The 21,752-nt window shown below is 74.5% G+C and carries 15 protein-coding genes and 3 pseudogenes; 1 reads left to right on the top strand and 17 read right to left on the bottom strand.

The window, feature by feature from the left end; all coding sequences use genetic code 11:
• Positions 1-176 precede the first annotated feature (176 nt).
• The 14 genes and pseudogenes from BS72_RS28150 to pyrR all read right to left on the bottom strand — a co-directional run bounded on the left by BS72_RS28150 (position 177) and on the right by pyrR (position 17,934).
• Positions 177-2,218: pseudogene (locus BS72_RS28150) on the bottom strand (primosomal protein N').
• Between the two features lie 499 nt (positions 2,219-2,717).
• On the bottom strand, positions 2,718-3,929 hold the full coding sequence (gene metK / locus BS72_RS28145) for a methionine adenosyltransferase (RefSeq protein ID WP_037914567.1): 1,212 nt from the start codon (positions 3,927-3,929) through the stop codon (positions 2,718-2,720).
• A gap of 591 nt (positions 3,930-4,520) precedes the next feature.
• A pseudogene (gene coaBC, locus BS72_RS28140) lies at positions 4,521-5,744 on the bottom strand (bifunctional phosphopantothenoylcysteine decarboxylase/phosphopantothenate--cysteine ligase CoaBC); the annotation flags it as partial.
• Positions 5,745-5,881: 137 nt separating this feature from the next.
• Positions 5,882-6,157, bottom strand: a complete 276-nt coding sequence (rpoZ, locus tag BS72_RS28135) for a DNA-directed RNA polymerase subunit omega (protein WP_037914565.1) — start codon at positions 6,155-6,157, stop codon at positions 5,882-5,884.
• Between the two features lie 65 nt (positions 6,158-6,222).
• The gene (gene gmk / locus BS72_RS28130; RefSeq protein WP_078901694.1) at positions 6,223-6,849 is read right to left on the bottom strand and encodes a guanylate kinase; all 627 of its coding nucleotides are present in this window, start codon (positions 6,847-6,849) and stop codon (positions 6,223-6,225) included.
• An 81-nt stretch (positions 6,850-6,930) separates the two neighbouring features.
• The gene (locus tag BS72_RS28125) at positions 6,931-7,254 is read right to left on the bottom strand and encodes an integration host factor (RefSeq protein WP_037914559.1); all 324 of its coding nucleotides are present in this window, start codon (positions 7,252-7,254) and stop codon (positions 6,931-6,933) included.
• A 267-nt stretch (positions 7,255-7,521) separates the two neighbouring features.
• Positions 7,522-8,381, bottom strand: a pseudogene (pyrF, locus tag BS72_RS28120) (orotidine-5'-phosphate decarboxylase).
• A gap of 88 nt (positions 8,382-8,469) precedes the next feature.
• On the bottom strand, positions 8,470-9,573 hold the full coding sequence (locus tag BS72_RS28115) for a quinone-dependent dihydroorotate dehydrogenase (protein ID WP_037914558.1): 1,104 nt from the start codon (positions 9,571-9,573) through the stop codon (positions 8,470-8,472).
• 148 nt (positions 9,574-9,721) lie between these two features.
• On the bottom strand, positions 9,722-13,033 hold the full coding sequence (gene carB / locus BS72_RS28110; RefSeq protein ID WP_037914556.1) for a carbamoyl-phosphate synthase large subunit: 3,312 nt from the start codon (positions 13,031-13,033) through the stop codon (positions 9,722-9,724).
• Complete coding sequence (gene carA / locus BS72_RS28105) at positions 13,026-14,156, bottom strand: glutamine-hydrolyzing carbamoyl-phosphate synthase small subunit (RefSeq protein ID WP_037914555.1); 1,131 nt, start codon at positions 14,154-14,156, stop codon at positions 13,026-13,028. The genes carB and carA overlap by 8 nt, the downstream gene beginning before the upstream one ends.
• Entirely contained in the window at positions 14,153-14,860 is a 708-nt protein-coding gene (locus tag BS72_RS28100) for a PH-like domain-containing protein (protein ID WP_063836155.1), read from the bottom strand. Before BS72_RS28100 ends, carA begins: the two co-directional genes overlap by 4 nt.
• A complete protein-coding gene (locus tag BS72_RS28095) occupies positions 14,857-16,149 on the bottom strand; it encodes a dihydroorotase (protein ID WP_037914553.1) in 1,293 nt (430 codons plus the stop codon). Before BS72_RS28095 ends, BS72_RS28100 begins: the two co-directional genes overlap by 4 nt.
• Positions 16,146-17,135: an aspartate carbamoyltransferase catalytic subunit gene (locus BS72_RS28090; protein ID WP_037914550.1), complete on the bottom strand. Its 990-nt coding sequence runs from the start codon at positions 17,133-17,135 to the stop codon at positions 16,146-16,148. The genes BS72_RS28095 and BS72_RS28090 overlap by 4 nt, the downstream gene beginning before the upstream one ends.
• A 163-nt stretch (positions 17,136-17,298) precedes the next feature.
• Positions 17,299-17,934, bottom strand: coding sequence for a bifunctional pyr operon transcriptional regulator/uracil phosphoribosyltransferase PyrR (gene pyrR, locus BS72_RS28085; protein ID WP_051951775.1), 636 nt, complete (start codon positions 17,932-17,934; stop codon positions 17,299-17,301).
• Between the two features lie 197 nt (positions 17,935-18,131).
• On the opposite strand from pyrR, the gene bldD reads away from it, so the two are divergent.
• Positions 18,132-18,632, top strand: coding sequence for a transcriptional regulator BldD (gene bldD, locus BS72_RS28080; RefSeq protein ID WP_037914549.1), 501 nt, complete (start codon positions 18,132-18,134; stop codon positions 18,630-18,632).
• A gap of 328 nt (positions 18,633-18,960) precedes the next feature.
• Here the strand turns inward: bldD and BS72_RS28075 are convergent, their stop codons facing one another.
• The 3 genes from BS72_RS28075 to efp all read right to left on the bottom strand — a co-directional run bounded on the left by BS72_RS28075 (position 18,961) and on the right by efp (position 21,723).
• The gene (locus BS72_RS28075) at positions 18,961-20,580 is read right to left on the bottom strand and encodes a pyridoxal phosphate-dependent decarboxylase family protein (protein WP_078901693.1); all 1,620 of its coding nucleotides are present in this window, start codon (positions 20,578-20,580) and stop codon (positions 18,961-18,963) included.
• A 148-nt stretch (positions 20,581-20,728) separates the two neighbouring features.
• Entirely contained in the window at positions 20,729-21,154 is a 426-nt protein-coding gene (nusB, locus tag BS72_RS28070; RefSeq protein WP_037914547.1) for a transcription antitermination factor NusB, read from the bottom strand.
• Positions 21,155-21,156: 2 nt separating this feature from the next.
• Positions 21,157-21,723 (bottom strand): elongation factor P, encoded by a 567-nt coding sequence (efp, locus tag BS72_RS28065; protein WP_037914545.1) that lies wholly within the window; start codon positions 21,721-21,723, stop codon positions 21,157-21,159.
• Positions 21,724-21,752 lie beyond the last annotated feature (29 nt).

The raw sequence follows: 21,752 nt of genomic DNA, 5'->3' as shown, positions 1-21,752 counted from the left end.
GCGGGAGGTTCGGGCGCCCAGGGCCAGGTCGCCCCGGCAGGCGCCGCCCGCCGGTCCCGCGCGAGGCGAACCCCCGCCGTCGGCACCCCTCGGCGCCGGCCGCGCCTCGGACGGGTACGGCTGGCTGGCTGCCCACGGAGCGCGCCCGCCGTACCGGTCCGGGCGGTCCGGGCGCCTCAGCCGATGTCCGGCGGGTCCATGCGGACGTACAGCGGCCCGCCGTGGCCGGGCCGGGCCGCGCGGGCGACCTGCGCGGTCTTCAGCGCCGCGGCGAGCGCGGCGCCGCCGCCCGGCGCCACCCGGTACAGCAGCCGCTCCCACGGTTCCCCGGAGGGCCGCGGATAGGCCACCGGGCCGAGGACGTCCGTGCCCGGAGGCAGCCGGACCAGCTCGGCGAACTCGGCGAGCGCCGCCGAGGGCCCGGCCGCCGCCGCCATCCGGGCGACCGGAGGGAAGCGCAGCTCGGCCCGCTCGGACAGCTCCCGCACGGCGTGGCCGGCCGGGTCCCAGCGCACCAGTGCCTGCACCGGGCGCAGCGTCGGCTCGGCGAGCACCACGACCGTGCCGCCCTCCCCCGCCGGCCGGACCAGGGTCGCCGCCAGCGCCCAGCGCCGCAGTGCCTCCTCCCCCGCCCGCAGGTCGGGGCGGTTGAGCAGGGCCCAGCCGTCGAGCAGCAGCGCGGCGGCGTACCCGCGGTCGGCCACCGGCTCGGCGCCGGGCGTGGCGACCACCAGCGCGGGCGCGTCCCCGACCGTGGCGAGCACGGCGTCCCGGCCGGAGGTGCGCACCGGCACCTGCGGGAAGGCCCGGCCCAGCTCCTCGGCGGTACGGCGGGCACCCACCACCCGGGCCCGCAGCCGGAAGCCGCCGCACTCCTGGCAGTGCCAGTCCGCCGCCGGCCGCCCGCACCAGCCGCAGGCGGGCGGGCCGCCGCCCTCGCGGATCTCCAGCGGCCCGGCGCAGGCGGCGCAGCGGGCGGGCTCGCGGCAGTTGTCGCAGGCCAGCCGCGGTACGTAGCCGCGCCGCGGCACCTGGACCAGCACCGGGCCGCGGGCCAGGGCCTCGCGGGTGACCTGCCAGGCCAGCGACGGCAGCCGGGCCGCGCGGGCCGCCTCGTCCCGGGCCTGGTCCAGGTCGCCGACGGTGCGGACCAGCGGAGCGGCGGCCCGCACCTGCTCCCGCGCGGCGGCCAGTGGCAGCGCCCAGCCGCTGTCGACGAGCTGGGCCCCCTCGGCCGTGGTGGTGACACCTCCGAGCAGCAGCGCGGCGCGCTCCTCGCGGGCCCGCAGCAGCAGCACCTCACGGGCGTGCGGCTGGGGCGCGTGCGGTTCGGCGTGGCTGCCGTCGCCGTCGTCCCACAGGGCGACCAGGCCCAGGTCGGCGACCGGGGCGAACATCGACGCCCGGGTGCCGACGACGGCGCGCACCGCTCCCCTGCTCACCGCGAGCCAGCGCCGGTAGCGCTCCTCGGGGCCGGCGTCGGCGGTGAGCAGCACGTGCCGGCCGGCGCCGACCAGCGCGGTCAGGGCGGCGTCGACGCGGGCGGCGCTGCGGCCGTCGGGCAGCACCGCCAGGGCCCCGCGGCCCGAGGCGAGGGTGGCGGCCATGGCGGCGGCCAGTTCGTGCGGCCAGTGCGGCCCGGGCAGCGCGAGCCAGACCGCACGGGGGGTGTCGCCGCGGGCCAGCGCCTGGAGGTAGGCGGGCCCGGTCGGGTAGCGCGCCCAGGAGCCGGACACGGGGGCTCCGGGGCGGGCAGCGGGGCGGGTGAGGGGTCGCGCTCGGCGCGGGCCATCCGGGGCGGGACGGCGAGCTGCACCACGTCGGCGAGGGCTCCGGCGTACCGGTCGGCGACCTGGCGGCACAGCCGCAGCAGCGGCGGGCTGAGCACCGGCTCGGGCGACAGGACCTGCGCGAGGGGGGCGAGCGGGCCGGCGTAGTCGCTGTCGGTGCGGCGCTCGACGATGAAGCCGTCGTGCAGGCTGCCGCCCTCGCGGCGGCCCTTCACCACCCGGGCGCCGAACCGGACCCGGACCCGGGCGCCGGGACGGGCCTCCTCGTCCATGGCGGCGGGCACCGCGTAGTCGAAGAACTGGTCGAGGTGGACCAAGCCCTTGTCGACCAGCACCCGCGCCACCGGCAGGCCCTCGGCGAGGGCCGCCCCACGCCAGGTGCGGGGCTTGGCCCGGGGCTCCTTGGCCTTGCGGACGGTCTCGCGGATGAGGGCGAGCTGCTCGCCGGCGCCCTCGGGGCCGCCGCTCCGCGGGCCTGGGCCGGCCGGCCGTCGCGCTCCGGGCCGCCCGGACCGGCATCGGACGCCGGGTCGCCGGGGCGCACCGCGCTGCCGCCGGGCCGCGGCGCCTGCCGCCGGTCCGGCGTCGCGCCTCCCGGTCCGCCGCCTCCGCTCACGTAGGGATGTCTACCAGACCGGTCGGACACCGCCGCACCACCACGGCCCAGGTGGGGGCGGTGCGGCGGCGTCCGGAAGTCTCTCTGCCCGGGCCAGGGGCGTGGCGTGGGACACGGCGGTGGGCAGGGCGGCGGAACGGGCACCGGACACAGCGGTGGACCGGGCGGTGGACACAGCGGTGGACCGGGCACCGGACACAGCGGTGGACCGGGCACCGGACACAGCGGTGGACCGGGCCGTGGGACGCGGGAAGGCCCGGCCCGCCGGGATGACCTCCCAGGGGCCGGGCCTTCCGGCGGCGTCGAGCGGGTTACTCCAGGCCGGCGGCGGCGCGCAGCGCGTCCACCCGGTCGGTGCGCTCCCAGGTGAAGTCCTCCAGCTCGCGGCCGAAGTGCCCGTACGCGGCGGTCTGGGCGTAGATCGGGCGCAGCAGGTCCAGGTCGCGGATGATCGCGGCCGGGCGCAGGTCGAAGACGTCCGAGATGGCCTGCTCGATCTTCTCGACCTCGACGTTGGCGGTGCCGAAGGTCTCCACGAACAGGCCGACCGGCTCGGCCTTGCCGATGGCGTACGCGACCTGCACCTCGCAGCGGGAGGCCAGACGGGCGGCGACCACGTTCTTGGCCACCCAGCGCATCGCGTAGGCCGCCGAGCGGTCCACCTTGGACGGGTCCTTGCCCGAGAAGGCGCCGCCACCGTGGCGGGCCATGCCGCCGTAGGTGTCGATGATGATCTTCCGGCCGGTCAGACCCGCGTCACCCATCGGGCCGCCGATCTCGAAGCGGCCGGTCGGGTTGACCAGCAGGCGGTAGCCCTCGGTGTCCAGCTTGATGCCCTCGTCGAGCAGCGCCTTCAGCTCCACCTCGACGACGAACTCCCGGATGTCCGGGGTCAGCAGCGACTCCAGGTCGATGTCCGAGGCGTGCTGCGAGGAGACCACGACCGTGTCCAGGCGAACCGCCTTGTCACCGTCGTACTCGATGGTGACCTGCGTCTTGCCGTCGGGGCGCAGGTAGGGGATGGTGCCGTTCTTGCGCACCTCCGACAGCCGCTTCGACAGCCGGTGCGCCAGCATGATCGGCAGCGGCATCAGCTCGGGCGTCTCGTCCGAGGCGTAGCCGAACATCAGGCCCTGGTCACCCGCGCCCTGCTTGTCCAGCGCGTCCTCGTCGCCCTCGACCCGCTGCTCGTAGGCGCTGTCCACACCCTGCGCGATGTCCGGCGACTGCGCGCCGATCGACACCGAGACGCCGCACGACGCGCCGTCGAAGCCCTTCTTCGACGAGTCGTAGCCGATCTCCAGGATCCGGGCCCGCACCAGCGAGGCGATGTCCACGTACGCGCTCGTGGTCACCTCACCCGCGATGTGCACCTGCCCGGTGGTGATCAGCGTCTCCACCGCGACGCGCGAGGCGGGGTCGGCGGTGAGCAGGGCGTCGAGAATGGTGTCGCTGATCTGGTCAGCGATCTTGTCGGGGTGACCCTCGGTCACCGACTCCGAGGTGAACAGGCGGCGGGACACATCGCTCCCTGGGGTTGCAGCGGCTGCTGGCTGAATCCGGACGGAACGCCGGGGAGTGCCCCGCGTTCCGAGGCAAGCTTATCTCCCGAGCCGTACCCGTGGACCAGGCATCTCGTGCATTGGATATGCCACAGTGCGGCCGCCGTGTCCACCACCGGCCCCCGGGCGGCGCGCCACGCCCACGGCGAAAGCCCTGGTCAGAACGGATTCTCGGGTCCGCCGCGGCCGTGCGCGAGGGCCGCGGCGGAACCCCGCGGCGGCCTCGCGCGGGATCTGGGGCGCGCTCCCCCGCCCGGGAAACCCCGCGAGCCGGGCGGCGAGCCGTTCCGTGCGGCCCGTTCCGTGCGGAAGGACTACCGGAGGAGCCCTCCGGAGCGGTGCCGGGACACCGGGGAGCGCCGTACGGACGCCTAACGGCGCGACCGCGCGGGTCGGACGTCCGACGGCACGACCGCGCGGGTCGGGCGTCCGACGGCACGACCGCGCGGCGCGTCCCGGGCGGCAGGACCAGGACGACGTGGGCCGTGCCCAGGTCGGGCGGGAAGGGACCCGGGCAGCCTGACGGCCGCCGTCAGGCCGGGGCCGGGCGGGCAGCCGGGCGGCGACGAGGTCCCACAGCAGGTCGGCCAGGTCCTCCTTGGGACCGAACGGCACCGGGGTGGCGCTGCCGTCGGCGCCGAGGACGACGGCCTCGTTGTCCTCCGTGCCGAACGCCTTGCCGCCGCCGACCTCGTTGACCACGAGGAGGTCGCAGCCCTTGCGGGCGAGCTTGGCGCGGCCGTTGGCCAGGACGTCGTCGGTCTCGGCGGCGAACCCGGCCACGACCTGGTCGGGGCGGGCGCGGTCGGCGCTCAGCTCGGCCAGGATGTCGGGGTTGCGGACGAGTTCCAGGGGGGCGGGGTCCTCGCCGTCCCGCTTCTTGATCTTGCCAGCGGCGTAGGCGGCGGGCCGGAAGTCCGCGACGGCCGCGGCCATCACCACGGCGTCGGCCTCCTCGGCGGCGGCCAGCACGGCGGTACGCAGCTCCTCGGCGCTGCCGACGCGGACCACGTCGACCCCGGCCGGGTCCGGCAGCTCGGTGTTGGCGGCCACCAGGGTGACGCGGGCGCCGCGGGCGGCGGCGGTGCGGGCCAGGGCGTGGCCCTGCTTGCCGGAGGAGTGGTTGCCCAGGTAGCGGACCGGGTCCAGGGGCTCGCGGGTGCCGCCGGCGCTGACCACCACGTGGCGGCCGGCCAGGTCGGGGCGGACCGGGCCGCGGGCGAGCACCCGGCGGCAGGTCCAGAAGATCTCCGCGGGGTCGGGCAGCCGCCCCTTGCCGGTGTCGGCTCCGGTGAGCCGGCCGGTGGCGGGCTCGATGACGACGGCGCCGCGGCGGCGCAGCGTGGCGGTGTTCTCCCGGGTGGCGGGGTGCTCCCACATCTCGGTGTGCATCGCGGGTGCGAAGACGACCGGGCAGCGGGCGGTGAGGAGGGTGTTGGTGAGCAGGTCGTCGGCGATGCCGTGGGCGGCCTTGGCAAGCATGTCGGCGGTGGCGGGGGCCACCACGACGAGGTCGGCCTGGCGGCCGATCCGGACGTGCGGCACCTGGTCGGCGCGGTCGAACACGCCGGTCTCCACCGGGTGGCCGGAGAGGGCGGCCCAGGTCGCCTCGCCGACGAAGCGCAGCGCCGACTCGGTCGGCACCACCCGCACGTCGTGTCCGGACTCGGTGAACCGGCGCAGCAGCTCGCACACCTTGTAGGCGGCGATGCCGCCGCTCACCCCCAGCACGACCCGCGGCCTGCCCGGCCCGGCCGACCCCTCTGACCTGTCCACTGCCTGTCCCACCTTTCCGACGGCGCCGGGCGGACCGGCCCTCCGGTGCCGCCCTCCCCATGACACACCACCGGCCCGGCGGTCGTCCCGCCGGGCCGGTGGTGTGGGGCGGAGCGCTGGTGCTCCGCCGGAGTGCGTTACCGGTCGGCCGGCGGCTCGACCGCTTCGGAGGTCAGCAGACCGGCGTTGATCTCCCGCAGCGCGATGGACAGCGGCTTCTCGTGGACGTGGGTGTCCACCAGCGGGCCGACGTACTCCAGCAGGCCCTCGCCGAGCTGGGAGTAGTACGCGTTGATCTGCCGGGCGCGCTTGGCGGCGTAGATCACCAGGCTGTACTTGGAGTCGGTCGCCTCAAGCAGTTCGTCGATCGGCGGGTTGATGATGCCCTCGGGCGTGGTGATGGAAGAGGACACGCTCTACCTACCCTTGTTCGTGGATGACGGTGATCGGTGCGGGCGGGGGGCCGACACAGCCGACATCACCCGATGTTCATCAAGGCTAGCAGCTCGTGCGCTACGCCCTCGACGGAGGTGTTGACAAGGGTCTGGTCGAACTCCTCCTCGGCGGCGAGTTCCACCCGGGCGGCGGCCAGCCGGCGCTCGATCACCTCGGGCGGTTCGGTGCCGCGGCCGGTGAGCCGGCGCACGAGTTCGTCCCAGCTGGGCGGGGCGAGGAAGACCAGGCGGGCGTCGGGCATGGACTCGCGGACCTGCCGGGCGCCCTGGAGGTCGATCTCCAGCAGGACGGGGTCCCCGGCCGCGAGGCGGTCGAGCACCGCGCCGCGGGGCGTGCCGTAGCGGTTGCCGGCGAACTCGGCCCACTCCAGCAGTTCGCCGTTGGCGACCAGCTTGTCGAAGGCGTCGTCGTCGACGAAGTGGTACTGGACGCCGTCCCGCTCCCCTGGGCGGGGTCTGCGCGTGGTGCAGGACACCGACAGCCATACGTCGGGGTACTGGCCGCGCAGGTGGGCGACGACCGTGCTCTTGCCGACCCCTGAGGGGCCGGAGAGCACGGTCAGCCGCGGACGTCTGTCCGGGGGGGCCGGGGAAGCCTCCTGTGCGACGAGGTGGCTGGCCTCCCCCGGGGAGACTGCAGAGCTGCTCATGGACTGATTATCCCCGGTTCCCGAGAGCGGCGGGACCCGACATCACTCGCCCAGGGAAAGCAGCGTCGAAGAACCGGCCAGTCAGGCGGCGGTGCCGCCGAACTCGCGCTCCAGGGAGGCGATCTGGTTCGAGCCCAGACCGCGGACCCGGCGGCTCTCGGAGATGCCGAGCCGCTCCATGATCTGCTTGGCACGGACCTTGCCGACACCGGGCAGGGACTCCAGCAGGGCGGAGACCTTCATCTTGCCGATGACATCGTTCTCCTGGCCCTGCTTGATGACCTCGTGCAGCGAAGCGCCGGAGTGCTTGAGCCGGTTCTTGACCTCGGCGCGCTCCCGGCGAGCCGCGGCGGCCTTTTGGAGCGCGGCAGCGCGCTGTTCAGGGGTAAGGGGCGGAAGAGCCACGCCTACGTCACCTCGGAGTAGAGCAATCGGATAGGGAGTGCAGATCACCCGGATGGCCCGGTCGACCTGCGGCGCGCCTGGTGGCGCGTTCCCTCGGGAGACTAGCGGTCCCGACGGCCCAAGTCAGCGAGAACAGAGGAAAAGTCCTGGTCAGCATCGACGCGAGGACAATCCGAGGGGATATTCAGGACATACCGGAACGGGTTTCCCTGCCGAGGCGCCAAGTTGTTGAATCCGGCCCCTTTTTTTCCGCTGCTTTCCCCGGCATTACCGGCGGTCATTGACCGCCTCGGCGACCTCTTCCGCATACCGGCGGGCCGCATTCCGCAGCCCCGCCACGTCCGGACCGTGCCGCAGCACGTCCCGGCTGACGCTCGGCAGCACGTACGGCAGCGCCGGGCCGAAGAGCGCCGGCAGGTCCGCCGGGGTGGCTCCCTGCGCGCCGATGCCCGGGGCGAGCAGCGGGCCGCCGACGGACAGCCCCGCGTCGGCCGCGGCCAGCGTCGCGCCCACCACGGCGCCCACGGAGCCCATGGACGGTCCGCCGTCCCGGGCACCGGGGCCGCGTCGGCGGCGCCCCCGGCGAGCGCGGCCGCGTCCCGGGCGTTCTCGGCGGCGATCGCGTCGAGCACCGTCTGCGCCACCGAGCGGCCGTCGGCGCCGCTGGCCCGCTGCACCTGGGCGCCCTCCGGGTTCGAGGTCAGCGCCAGTACGAAGACGCCGGCGCCGGCCGCCCGGGCCATGTCGAGCGCCGGGCGCAGCGACTCGAAGCCCAGGTAGGGGCTGACCGTCACCGCGTCGGTGAACAGCGGCGAGGCCGGGTCGAGGTAGGTGGCGGCGTAGGCGGCCATGGTGGAGCCGATGTCGCCGCGCTTGGCGTCGGTGAGCACCAGCGCGCCGGCCTCCCGGGCGCGGGCGGTGGCCCGCTCCAGCACGGCGGTGCCGCGCGAGCCGAAGCGCTCGAAGAACGCCGACTGCGGCTTGAGGACGGCGGCGTGCTCGCCCAGCGCGTCCACCACCGTCATGGCGAACCGGTCCAGGCCGGCGACGTCGTCGTCCAGCCCCCAGGCGGCGAGCAGGGAGGCGTGCGGGTCGATGCCGACGCACAGCCGGCCGCGGGCGTCCATGACGCGCTGGAGGCGGGCGCCGAAGGGCTCGGGCCGGGTCGCGGCGGAGGCGTCCTGGGGGAGCCCGCGGGGGAAGCCGGGGTGGCGGTCATGAGCTGGCCTTCCTGGTCTCGGCGCCGACGGCGTCGGCGAGGGTGGCGTAGGGGCTCGCGGCCAGCCGGGCGGCCAGGCCCTTGTGCACCTGGCGCATCCACAGCGGGCCGCGGTAGATGAAGGCGGTGTAGCCCTGGACGAGGGTCGCGCCGGCCAGGATGCGCTGCCAGGCGTCCTCGGCGTCCTCGACACCGCCCACGCCGACCAGTGTCACCTTGTCGCCCACCCGGGCGTACAGGCGGCGCAGCACCTCCAGGGAGCGCTCCTTGAGCGGCGCGCCGGACAGGCCGCCCGCCTCGGCGGCCAGCTCGGGGGCGGCGCGCAGGCCCTCGCGGGCGATGGTGGTGTTGGTGGCGATGATGCCGTCCAGGCCCAGCTCGACGGCCAGGTCGGCGACCGCGTCGACGTCCTCGTCGGCGAGGTCGGGGGCGATCTTCACCAGCAGGGGCACCCGGCGGCCGGTGACGGCGCGGTCGGCGGCCTCCCGGACGGCGGCCAGCAGCGGGCGCAGCGCCTCGGTCGCCTGGAGGTTGCGCAGGCCGGGGGTGTTGGGCGAGGAGACGTTGACGACCAGGTAGTCGGCGTACCCCGCCAGCCGCTCGGTGGAGGTGACGTAGTCGGCGGCGGCCTCGTGCTCGGGGACGACCTTGGTCTTGCCGATGTTGACGCCCACGGTGGTGCGGAACACCGGGTTGCGGCGTGCCAGGCGGGCGGCGACCGCGGCGGAGCCGTCGTTGTTGAAGCCCATCCGGTTGATCAGCGCCCGGTCGGACACCAGCCGGAACATCCGCTTGCGCGGGTTGCCGGGCTGGCCCTGCGCGGTGACCGTGCCGATCTCCACGTGGTCGAAGCCGAGCATGGCCAGGCCGTCGATGGCGGCCGCGTTCTTGTCGAACCCGGCGGCCAGGCCGACCGGGCCGTGCATCCGCAGGCCGAACGCCTCGGTGCGCAGCTCCCGGTACCGCGGTGCCAGCACGGCCGCGGCGAACGTGCGCGCCACCGGCACCCGGGCGGCCAGCCGGATCCACCGGAAGGCCAGGTGGTGGGCGCGCTCGGGGTCCATGCGGCGGAAGACGAGGCGGAAGAAGAGCGGGTACATGCGGTCGCTTTCGTGGGTGCCGCGCGGCGGGCCCGGCGCGGGGCGCGGGCCGGGCGGAGCGCGGGGGAAAGTGGCGGCGGCGGGAGCGGGCCGGGGCCCGGGCTGTCCCCGCGCCGGCCCGGGGGCGGGGCCGGCGCGGGGGACCCGATCAGCGGGAGCTGGCCAGGCGGGCGGCGTGCTCCTGGAGGGAGCGCACACCGATCTCGCCGTGGGTCAGGGCGTCGACGCCCTGCACCGCCGCGGACAGCGCCTGGACGGTGGTCAGGCAGGGCACGCCCCGGGAGACGGCCGCGGTGCGGATCTCCCAGCCGTCCAGCCGGCCGCCGGTGCCGAAGGGCGTGTTGACGATGAGGTCGATCTCACCCTCGTGGATGAGGGTGACCACGGTGGGCTCGCCGTCCGGGCCGGTGCCCTCGCTCTGCTTGCGGACCACCTGCGCCTCGATGCCGTGCCGGCGCAGCACCTCGGCGGTGCCGGAGGTGGCCAGCAGTTCGAAGCCGTGCTCGATCAGCGCCCGGGCGGGGAAGATCAGCGCCCGCTTGTCCCGGTTGGCGACCGAGACGAACGCGCGGCCCTTGGTGGGCAGCGCGCCGTAGGCGCCGGCCTGGGACTTGGCGTAGGCGGCGCCGAAGACCTCGTCGATGCCCATGACCTCGCCGGTGGAGCGCATCTCCGGGCCGAGCACGGTGTCCACGCCGCGGCCCTGGGTGTCGCGGAACCGGCTCCAGGGCAGCACGGCCTCCTTGACGGAGATCGGCGCGTCCAGCGGCAGGGTGCCGCCGTCGCCCTCGGCCGGCAGCAGGCCCTCGGCGCGCAGCTCGGCCACGGTGGCGCCGAGCGAGATGCGGGCGGCGGCCTTGGCCAGCGGGACGGCGGTCGCCTTGGAGGTGAACGGCACGGTCCGGGAGGCGCGCGGGTTGGCCTCCAGGACGTACAGGATGTCACCGGCCAGGGCGAACTGGATGTTGATCAGACCGCGCACCCCGACGCCCTTGGCGATGGCCTCGGTGGAGGCGCGCAGCCGCTTGATGTCGTGGCCGCCCAGGGTGATCGGCGGCAGCGCGCACGCGGAGTCGCCGGAGTGGATGCCGGCCTCCTCGATGTGCTCCATCACGCCGCCCAGGTACAGCTCGTGGCCGTCGTAGAGGGCGTCGACGTCGATCTCGATGGCGTCGTCGAGGAACCGGTCGACCAGCACCGGGCGGGTCGGGCTGATCTCGGTGGACTCCGCGATGTAGGTGGCCAGCCGCGCCTCGTCGTAGACGATCTCCATGCCGCGCCCGCCGAGCACGTAGGAGGGGCGCACCAGCACCGGGTAGCCGATCTCGTCGGCGATCGCCTTGGCCTCGGGGAAGGACGTGGCGGTGCCGTGCTTGGGCGCGGGCAGGCCGGCCTCGGCCAGCACCCGGCCGAAGGCGCCGCGGTCCTCGGCGAGGTGGATCGCCTCGGGCGAGGTGCCGACGACCGGCACGCCGTTGTCCTTGAGCGCCTGTGCCAGGCCGAGCGGGGTCTGCCCGCCGAGCTGGACGATGACGCCGGCGACCGGTCCGGCCTGCTCCTCGGCGTGCACGACCTCCAGGACGTCCTCCAGGGTGAGCGGCTCGAAGTAGAGCCGGTCGGAGGTGTCGTAGTCGGTGGAGACGGTCTCCGGGTTGCAGTTGACCATGACGGTCTCGTACCCGGCGGCCGACAGCGCGAAGGAGGCGTGCACGCAGGAGTAGTCGAACTCGATGCCCTGGCCGATGCGGTTGGGCCCGGAGCCCAGGATGATCACCGCGGGCCGGTCGCGCTGGGCGACCTCCGTCTCCTCGTCGTAGGACGAGTAGAAGTACGGGGTGCGGGCGGCGAACTCGGCGGCGCAGGTGTCGACGGTCTTGTACACCGGGCGGATGCCCAGGGCGTGCCGGACCTCGCGGACGACGTCCTCGCGCAGGCCGCGCAGGCCGGCGATCTGGGCGTCGGAGAAGCCGTGCCGCTTGGCCTCGGCGAGCAGTTCGGGCACCAGCAGCTCGGCCTCGGCCAGGGCGTCGGCGGTCTCCTTGATGAGGAAGAGCTGGTCGACGAACCACGGGTCGATCCGGGTGGACTCGAAGACCTCCTCGGCGGTGGCCCCGGCCCGGATGGCGGCCATGACGGTGTTGATCCGGCCGTCGGTGGGCCGGGCGGCGGTCGCCAGCAGCTCGTCCTTGGCGGCCGGGTCGACCGGGGTGGCGAAGTCGAACTGCGAGCCCTTCTTCTCCAGCGAGCGCAGCGCCTTGTTCAGCGCCTCGGTGAAGTTGCGGCCGATCGCCATGGCCTCGCCGACCGACTTCATGGTGGTGGTGAGGGTCGAGTCGGCGGCCGGGAACTTCTCGAACGCGAACCTCGGCACCTTCACGACCACGTAGTCGAGGGTGGGCTCGAAGGAGGCCGGGGTCTGCTCGGTGATGTCGTTGGGGATCTCGTCGAGGGTGTAGCCGACGGCGAGGCGGGCGGCGATCTTGGCGATGGGGAAGCCGGTCGCCTTGGAGGCCAGCGCGGAGGAGCGGGACACGCGGGGGTTCATCTCGATGACGATGACCCGGCCGTCCACGGGGTTGACCGCGAACTGGATGTTGCAGCCGCCGGTGTCGACGCCGACCTCGCGGATGATGGCGATGCCGACGTCGCGCAGCACCTGGTACTCGCGGTCGGTGAGGGTCATGGCGGGCGCGACGGTGATGGAGTCGCCGGTGTGCACGCCCATGGGGTCGAAGTTCTCGATGGAGCAGACGACCACGACGTTGTCGTGCCGGTCGCGCATCAGCTCCAGCTCGTACTCCTTCCAGCCGAGGATGGACTCCTCCAGGAGCACCTCGGTGGTCGGCGACAGGGCCAGGCCCTGCCCGGCGATGCGGCGCAGCTCCTCCTCGTCGTGGGCGAAGCCGGAGCCGGCGCCGCCCATGGTGAAGGAGGGGCGGACCACGACCGGGTAGCCGCCCAGGGTGTCGACGCCGGCCAGCACGTCGTCCATGGTGTGGCAGATCACCGAGCGGGCGGACTCGCCGTGGCCGATCTTGCGCCGGACCTCCTCCACGACCTTCTTGAACAGGTCGCGGTCCTCGCCCTTGTGGATGGCGGCGACGTTGGCGCCGATCAGCTCCACGCCGTGGCGGGCCAGGGCGCCGCTCTCGTGCAGGGCGATGGCGGTGTTGAGCGCGGTCTGGCCGCCCAGGGTGGGCAGCAGGGCGTCGGGGCGCTCCTTGGCGATGATCTTCTCGACGTACTCGGGGGTGATCGGCTCGACGTAGGTGGCGTCGGCGATCTCCGGGTCGGTCATGATCGTCGCCGGGTTGGAGTTGACCAGGATGACCCGGAGGCCCTCGGCCTTGAGGACCCGGCACGCCTGGGTGCCGGAGTAGTCGAACTCAGCGGCCTGGCCGATGACGATCGGGCCGGAGCCGATGACCAGGACGGACTGGATATCGGTGCGCTTAGGCACGCTCGCCCTCCATCAGGGAAACGAAGCGGTCGAACAGGTAGGCGGCGTCGTGCGGGCCGGCCGCTGCCTCGGGGTGGTATTGGACGCTGAACGCGGGGCGGTCCAACAGGCGCAGGCCCTCCACCACGTTGTCGTTGAGACAGACGTGGCTGACCTCGGCGCGCCCGTACGGGGTGTCGCTGACCTGGTCGATCGGCGCGTCGACGGCGAAGCCGTGGTTGTGGGCGGTGACCTCCACCTTGCCGGTGGAGCGGTCCTGGACCGGCTGGTTGATGCCGCGGTGGCCGTACTTCAGCTTGTAGGTGCCGAAGCCGAGGGCCCGGCCGAGCAGCTGGTTGCCGAAGCAGATGCCGAACAGCGGGGTGCCGCGCTCCAGCACCGCCTTGATGACGGTGAGGTCGGCGGTGGCGGGGTCGCCGGGGCCGTTGGACAGGAACACCCCGTCGGGCTGGACGGCGTAGACGTCCTCGGCGGTGGCGGTGGCGGGCAGCACGTGCACCTCGATGCCGCGCTCGGCCATCCGGTGCGGGGTCATGCCCTTGATGCCCAGGTCCAGGGCGGCGACGGTGAAGCGCTTGGTGCCGATCGCCGGGACGGTGTACGCCTCGGCGGTGGCGACCTCGGCGGAGAGGTCGGCGCCGGACATCTCCGGGGCCTGGCGGACCCGGTCCAGCAGCACCGCGTCCTCGGCGAGGGCGGCGCCGGAGAAGATGCCGACCCGCATGGCGCCGCGCTCGCGCAGGTGCCGGGTCAGCGCGCGGGTGTCGATGCCGCTGATGCCGACGACGCCCTGGTCGGCGAGCTCCTCGCCCAGGCCGCGGCGGGACCGCCAGTTGGAGGGGACCCGGGCGGGGTCGCGGACGACGTACCCGGCCACCCAGATGCGGCGGGACTCGGGGTCCTCGTCGTTGACGCCGGTGTTGCCGACGTGCGGGGCGGTCATCACCACCACCTGGCGGTGGTAGGACGGGTCGGTCAGGGTCTCCTGGTAGCCGGTCATGCCGGTGGAGAAGACGGCCTCGCCGAGGGTCTGCCCCACCGCCCCGTACGCACGGCCGCGGAAGGTGCGGCCGTCCTCCAGGACGAGTACGGCTGGTTCGGCCGTTCGGGCGGAGGTGGTCATCGTGCGCCTTCCTTGTCGTGGTGCTGGCCGGCCGGGGAGGCCGGTGCGGCGGCGGGGCCGCCCGCGGGGGTTCCGGCGGGTGTGCCGGAAAGGTCGGAGGGGGTACCGGGCCGGTCGGCGCGGCCGGGTGACAGCCGGTTGAGCTCGTCGGTCCAGCGGCGGTGCTCGGCGGGGTCGTCGAAGCGCAGGCCGGTGTCGAGGAGCCTGCCGCCGTGCTGCCAGGTGACCACCAGGAGGCCGCCCTCGGGCAGCACCTTCCCGGCGATGGCCTTGTCCGGGCGGGCTCCGCGCAGCGCGGCGGCGGGCACGAAGAACCCGGGTGCCGCGGTGCGCCGCAGGTCCAGGCCCTGCTCGGTGAGGACCGCGTCGACCCGGCTGCGGGTGCCCAGGCCGTGGGCGACGATCCGGTCCAGCCACTGCCCGGCGGTGGTGGTGCCGAAGTAGCGGCCCTCGGCGGCCAGCAGCTCGGGACCGGGGTCCTGGGGCGCCTGCGGAAGCGCGGGCACGTCGCTCTGGAGGGTGCGCCGCCACTGCCAGCCCTGCCGCATCAGCCAGTACACCAGGGCGACGAACAGGAGCAGGCCGATGATCCAGCCGATCCGGTCCCCCCAGTGGGTGACGTGTGCGGAGTGCTTGCCGCCCTCGGCGGCGAGGACCGCGGGGTGCGCGCTGAGCACCCCGGGGTGCCCTGCGGAGATCGTCATACGAGCTTCCCGTCCATGACCGTGGCCTTGCCCCGCAGGAACGTCGCGACGACCTTCCCGGGCAGCTCGCGCCCCTGGTAGGGGGTGTTGCGGCTGCGGGAGGCGAAGCCCGCGGGATCGACCGTCCCACGGTAGGCCGGGTCGACCAGCACCAGGTTGGCGGGCTCGCCCTCGGCGACCGGACGGCCGTGGCCGGCCAGCCGGCCGATGGCGGCGGGGCGGGCGGCCATCCGGTCGGCGACGCCGGCCCAGTCCAGCAGGCCGGTGTCGACCATGGTGTGCTGGACGACGGACAGCGCGGTCTCCAGCCCGATCATCCCCATGGCGGCCGCGGACCACTCGCAGTCCTTGTCCTCGTGGGGGTGCGGGGCGTGGTCGGTGGCCACGCAGTCGATGGTGCCGTCGGCGAGCGCGGCGCGCAGCGCGAGGACGTCCGCCTCGGTGCGCAGCGGCGGGTTGACCTTGTAGACCGGGTTGTAGGTGCGCACCAGTTCGTCGGTGAGCAGCAGGTGGTGCGGGGTGACCTCGGCGGTCACCGCCCAGCCCTTGGACTTGGCCCAGCGGACGATCTCCACCGAGCCGGCCGTGGACAGGTGGCAGATGTGCACCCGCGAGCCGACGTGCGCGGCCAGCAGCACGTCGCGGGCGATGACCGACTCCTCGGCGACGGCCGGCCAGCCGGTCAGGCCCAGCTCCCCGGAGACGGTGCCCTCGTTCATCTGGGCGCCCTCGGTGAGCCGCGGCTCCTGGGCGTGCTGGGCGACGACGCCGTCGAACGCCTTCACGTACTCCAGGGCGCGGCGCATGATCACCGCGTCGTCCACGCACTTGCCGTCGTCGGAGAAGACCCGGACCTGGGCGGCGGAGTCGGCCATGGCGCCCAGTTCGGCGAGCTTCCTGCCCTCCAGGCCGACGGTGACCGCGCCGACCGGCTGGACGTCGCAGTAGCCGGACTCGCGGCCCAGCCGCCACACCTGCTCCACGACGCCGGCGGTGTCGGCGACCGGGAAGGTGTTGGCCATGGCGTGCACGGCGGTGTAGCCGCCAAGGGCGGCGGCCCGGGTGCCGGTGAGGACCGTCTCGGAGTCCTCCCGGCCGGGCTCGCGCAGGTGGGTGTGGAGGTCGACCAGGCCGGGCAGCAGCACCAGCCCGTCGGCGTCGACCTCGCGGGCGCCGGCGGCGGTCAGGCCGGTGCCGACCTCGGCGATCCGCTCGCCGTCGACGAGGACGTCGCGGGGCTCGCCGCCCAGCAGCCGGGCACCGCGGATCAGGGTCTTGCTGGTGGTCACTGGTTCTCCTCGGTGCGGTTCGCGGCGCTTTCGGGCCGGGGTGTGGACAGGGCCGGCTCGGAGCCGCCGAGCAGCAGGTACAGCACGGCCATCCGGGTGCTCACGCCGTTGGCGACCTGCTCGACGGCGGTGCAGCGCGGGGAGTCGGCGACCTCGGCGGTGATCTCCATGCCGCGGTTCATCGGCCCGGGGTGCATGACGACGGCGTGCTCGGGCAGCGCCGCCATCCGCCGTCCGTCCAGGCCGTAGCGGCGGGCGTACTCCCGCTCGGTCGGGAAGAACGCGGCGTTCATCCGCTCGCGCTGGACCCGGAGCATCATCACGGCGTCGGACTTGGCGAGGACCGCGTCGAGGTCGTAGGAGACCTCGCAGGGCCACTGCTCGACGCCGATGGGCAGCAGGGTGGGCGGGGCGACCAGGGTGACCTCGGCGCCCAGGGTGGTCAGCAGCAGCACGTTGGAGCGGGCCACCCGGCTGTGCAGCACGTCGCCGACGACGGTGACCCGGCGGCCGGCCAGGTCGCGGCCCGTCCCGGACAGGTGGCGGCGCAGGGTGAAGGCGTCCAGGAGCGCCTGCGTGGGGTGCTCGTGGGTGCCGTCGCCGGCGTTGACCACGGAGGAGTTGATCCAGCCGGAGGTGGCCAGCCGGTGCGGGGCGCCGGAGGAGTGGTGCCGGACGACCACCGCGTCGGCGCCCATGGCCTCCAGGGTGAGGGCGGTGTCCTTGAGCGACTCGCCCTTGGAGACCGAGGAGCCCTTGGCGGAGAAGTTGATGACGTCCGCGGACAGCCGCTTGGCGGCGGCCTCGAACGAGATGCGGGTGCGGGTGGAGTCCTCGAAGAACAGGTTCACCACCGTGCGGCCGCGCAGGGTGGGGAGCTTCTTGATCGGCCGGTCGGCGACGCGGGCCATCTCCTCGGCGGTGTCGAGGACGAGGAGGGCGTCGTCGCGGCTGAGGTCGGCGGCCGAGATCAGGTGGCGGTTCATGGGTGGCGGCTCCGTGTGGCTGGATCGGGCCAGGTCGTACGGCATGCGGGCGGACGGCGCGCGGGTGGGCGCGCGGGCGCCCCTGGGGCGGGCGGGCGGGGACCCGCACGTCGCGCGGGCGCGCCGGGGCGCCGGGCGGGGACCCGGGCGGCGGCGTGGGGAACTAGACGCGCGGGGCGTCCTCTCGCGGGGTGGCGCCGGGGTCCTTCTGGCCGAGCAGCACGCTGTCGCGGCCGTCCTCCTCGGCGAGCAGTACCTTGACCGTCTCGCGCAGCGAGGTGGGGAGGTTCTTCCCGACGTAGTCGGCGCGGATGGGCAGCTCGCGGTGGCCGCGGTCGACCAGCACGGCCAGCTGCACCGCGCGCGGGCGGCCGATGTCCCCGAGGGCGTCGAGCGCGGCGCGGATGGTGCGGCCGGAGAAGAGCACGTCGTCGACGAGGACGACCAGCCGGCCGTCGACCCGGTCGCCCGGGATCTCGGTGCGGGCGAGCGCGCGCGGCGGACGCATCCGCAGGTCGTCGCGGTACATGGTGGTGTCCAGCGACCCGACCGGCACGGTCCGCCCGGTGATCTCGGCCAGCTTGGCGGCCAGCCGGCGGGCGATGAAGACACCGCGGGTGGGGATGCCCAGGAGCATCACGTCCTCGGCGCCCTTGGCGCGCTCCACGATCTCGTGGGCGATCCGGGTGAGCACCCGGGCGATGTCCGGCCCCTCCAGGACGGGTCGGGCGGCCGGCGGCTGGGCGCCGGCGGGTGCCTCGGCGGAGCCGGGCAGGGCTGAGCTGTGGTTCTCGACCATGGGTCGGGGACCTCCTTCCCCGCCTCACGGGACGGGCGTTAAAGGACGTCTTCGGTTCCCCGACACCGTACCAGGCGCCCCTCGGCCGAACGGGACCGGTGCAGGTCAGAGACCGGTCGGCCCCATTCGGCTTGACGAGGTCGAATTACGCTGCGTAACCTCACAGTGAGTCACCGAGTTTCTGTCCGGGGAGCCATATGTCCAGCGATTACGCCAAGCAGCTCGGAGCCAAACTCCGGGCCATCCGCACGCAACAGGGCCTTTCTCTGCACGGTGTCGAGGAGAAGTCCCAGGGCCGCTGGAAGGCAGTGGTCGTGGGCTCCTACGAGCGCGGCGACCGTGCCGTGACCGTCCAGCGCCTTGCCGAGCTCGCCGACTTCTACGGCGTGCCGGTGCAGGAGCTGCTGCCGGGCAGCACCCCCGGCGGGGCCGCCGAGCCGCCGCCGAAGCTGGTGCTGGACCTGGAGCGCCTCGCCCAGGTGCCGCCGGAGAAGGCCGGCCCGCTGCAGCGCTACGCGGCCACCATCCAGAGCCAGCGCGGCGACTACAACGGCAAGGTGCTGTCGATCCGCCAGGACGACCTGCGCACCCTCGCGGTCATCTACGACCAGTCGCCTTCGGTCCTCACCGAGCAGCTGATCTCCTGGGGTGTGCTCGACGCCGACGCGCGTCGCGCCGTCCAGCACGAGGAGGGCTGAGCCCGCCACCGTCTGCCTGAGCGGCAGAAACGTCCCGTCGCCCGGTCCGGCCCGCCTCGCGGGTCCGGCCGGGCGGCGGCGTTTTCCGGGACGTCCGGACGGCGTCCCGAGGGCGCCCCGACGTGCCGGCCGCAGTGTCCCGACGGCCGGCTCGGCGCCGGGTGCGGACGGCACCGGGCTCCCTGGCGGACGCGGCGCCGCCCCCTGCCCGCGCCACCGCGGCCCGGGACTCCGCCTGCGGCCCGAGACGTGCCCGCGACGTGCCCGGGACGTGCCTGAGGCGCGCCTGGGGCCGCCTGTGGGCCGCGCTGGAGTCACTCGCGCCCCATCAGGCCGCTCCGTCCTCCCCCGGGTCCTGAGCGGCCGTGTAGAGGCGCGAGACGACCTCGGGCAGCAGCCGCTCGGCCAGCGGCTCGGGCAGCGCCTGGAGCACCGCCAGGACGGGCGCCATCCGCTCCGGCAGCGGACCGCCCGGGGTCAGGCCCGCCGCCGCCAGGACCGCCGCCGCCTCGTCCGGAGCCGGCGCCCGCGGGTCCAGCGCGGCGGCGAGCTCCAGCAGCGCAGGATCGGGCGCCGGCGGCGGCCCCAGCTCCCGGGCCCGGGCGGTGGCGGCGGCCAGCTCGGCCAGCAGCTCGTCCGTCCGCCCGGGGGCGGCGACGGCGCCGGTGACCGTCAGGTGGACGTTGGCCGGGGAGCCGCCGAACGCGGGCTGCGGCTGGAGGTACCAGCCGCGCCGCCGCATCTCGTCGGCGACCGTGAACGGGTCGACCGCCGGATCGTCGGCGGCCAGCGCGACCAGCGAGGCGTCCGGCTCCCCCAGCACCCGCAGGCCGCCGATCCGGTCGGCGCCCGCCACGATCCGCCGGGTGGCCAGGTGCACCTGGCGGGACAGCTCGGCGTACCCGGCGGTCCCGACGTGCCGCAGCACCGCCCACGCGGCGGCCAGCGGCCCGGCCGCCTTGGTGCCCTGGAGGGTGGCGTTGACCACCGGGTAGCCCGGCCAGCCGGCGTGCGCGAACCAGCCGTGGCGGCGCAGCTCGGCGTCCCGGAAGAGCAGCACCGACGCGCCCTTGGGCGTGTACGCGTACTTGTGCAGGTCGACCGAGAGCGAGGTCACCCCGGGCACCGACAGGTCGAAGGGCGGCGGCGCGGGCAGCTCCCGGGCCATCCTCAGGTGGCCGAGGTACCAGCCGCCGACGCAGGCGTCGACATGGCACAGCACGCCGCACCCGGCGGCGTGCGCGGCCACCTCGGCCACCGGGTCCACCACGCCGTGGGCGTAGGAGGGCGCTGAGGCCACCACCAGCGCGGTGCGGTCGCCGAGCGCCGCGGCCACGTCGCGGGGGCGCACCCGGAAGGTGCGCGGGTCGACGTCCACGACGACCGGGTCGAGCCCGAAGAGGCGTGCGGCCTTGTGGAAGGCGGCGTGCGCGGTGGCGGGAAGCACGATCTCGGGCCGGGTGACGCCGCGGGTGCGCCGGGCGTGCTCGCGGGCGGTCAGGACGGCCAGCAGGCAGCTCTCGGTGCCGCCGCTGGTGAAGGTGCCTGCCGTGGCCGGGCCGCCGCCCAGCAGCGCCGCGGCGCGGCCGACCACGTCGTTCTCCAGCGCCACCACGCTGGGGAAGGCGGTCATGTCGAGGCCGTTGACGCCGGCGAAGGCGTCGTGCGCCCGGGCCGCGATCCGGTCGAGCCCCGGCAGGCCGGCGTCGTAGACGTACGCCATGGTGCGGCCGCCGCGGACGGGCAGGTCGCCGGCGCGCAGCGCGGTGAGGTGCCGGATGAGGGCGTCCTCCCCGGCCCCGTCGGGCGGGGGTGCCGGGCGGCCGCGCCCGCCGCCCGAGGGCGCCGGGGCGGTGGAGGCGTCGGGCGCGGCGGGACCGTCGGGAAGCGGTCCGGCGGCGGCACGGGCGGAGCTGTCGGAGCTGTCGGCACGGTCGGCGCGGTCCATGCGGCGGATTCTGGACCGGCCGGGCGGGCACGCGCCAGGCCCGGAGCAGAACACGACCGATGTTCTGCTCCGGGCCTGGTGGGGCGCCCGACGGGCGCCGGGGCCGGCCGGCGCCTGGCCGTCCGGCGGGTGGGTCAGGGGCCGGGTGTCAGCGGCCGAGGGTGGGCTTGAGCTCGCGCAGCCGGCCGAGCAGCCCGTTCACGAACGAGGGCGACTCGTCGGTGGAGAACTCCTTGGCGAGCTGCACCGCCTCGTCCAGGACGACGGCGTCGGGGACGTCGTCCTCCCAGATCAGCTCGTAGGCGCCCAGCCGCAGCACGTTGCGGTCCACGGCGGGCATCCGGTCGAGGGACCAGCCGACCGAGTACTCGGACAGCAGCACGTCGATCCGCTCGGCGTGCGCCGAGTAGCCCTCGATCAGCTGCATCGTGTACTCGGTGACCGGCGGCTGCCGGTCGTCGGTCCGGGCGAGCCGAATCCAGTCCGCCAGCACCGCCATCGAGGAGGTGCCTCGCTGTTCGGCCTCGAAGAGGATCTGGAAGGCGCGCTTGCGGGCCTTGTTGCGGGCGGCCACGGTTAGCTGTTCACCCGGCCGAGGTAGTCGCCGGTACGGGTGTCGACCTTCACCTTTTCGCCGGTGGTGATGAAGAGCGGCACGCCGATCTCGTGGCCGGTCTCCAGGCGGGCGGGCTTGGAGCCGCCGGTGGAGCGGTCGCCCTGGACGCCGGGCTCGGTGTACTCGATCACCAGCTCGACGGAGGCGGGCAGTTCGATGTAGAGCGGCGCGCCCTCGTACATCGCGACGACGGCCTCGTTGCCCTCCAGGAGGTAGTTGGCGGCGTCGCCGACGACCTCGGGGGTGATGTTGATCTGGTCGTACGTCTCGGTGTCCATGAAGACGAAGTCGGTGCCGTCCTTGTAGGAGAACTGCATCCCGCGCTTGTCGACGTTGGCGGTCTCCACCTTCACACCCGCGTTGAAGGTCTTGTCGACGACCTTCCCGGAGAGCACGTGCTTCAGCTTGGTGCGCACGAAGGCGGGGCCCTTGCCGGGCTTGACGTGCTGGAACTCGACCACGGTCCAGAGCTGGTCGGCGTCGAGCTTGAGCACGAGGCCGTTCTTGAGGTCGTTCGTGGTGGCCACGGTTGCGGAGTCTCCTGAAAGTGCTGCTT

This window comes from Actinacidiphila yeochonensis CN732 (genome assembly GCF_000745345.1).
Taxonomy (GTDB): Bacteria; Actinomycetota; Actinomycetes; order Streptomycetales; family Streptomycetaceae; genus Actinacidiphila; species Actinacidiphila yeochonensis.
The sequence above is the reverse complement of the archived record's forward strand: the minus strand, read 5'-3'. Positions and strand labels throughout refer to the sequence as shown.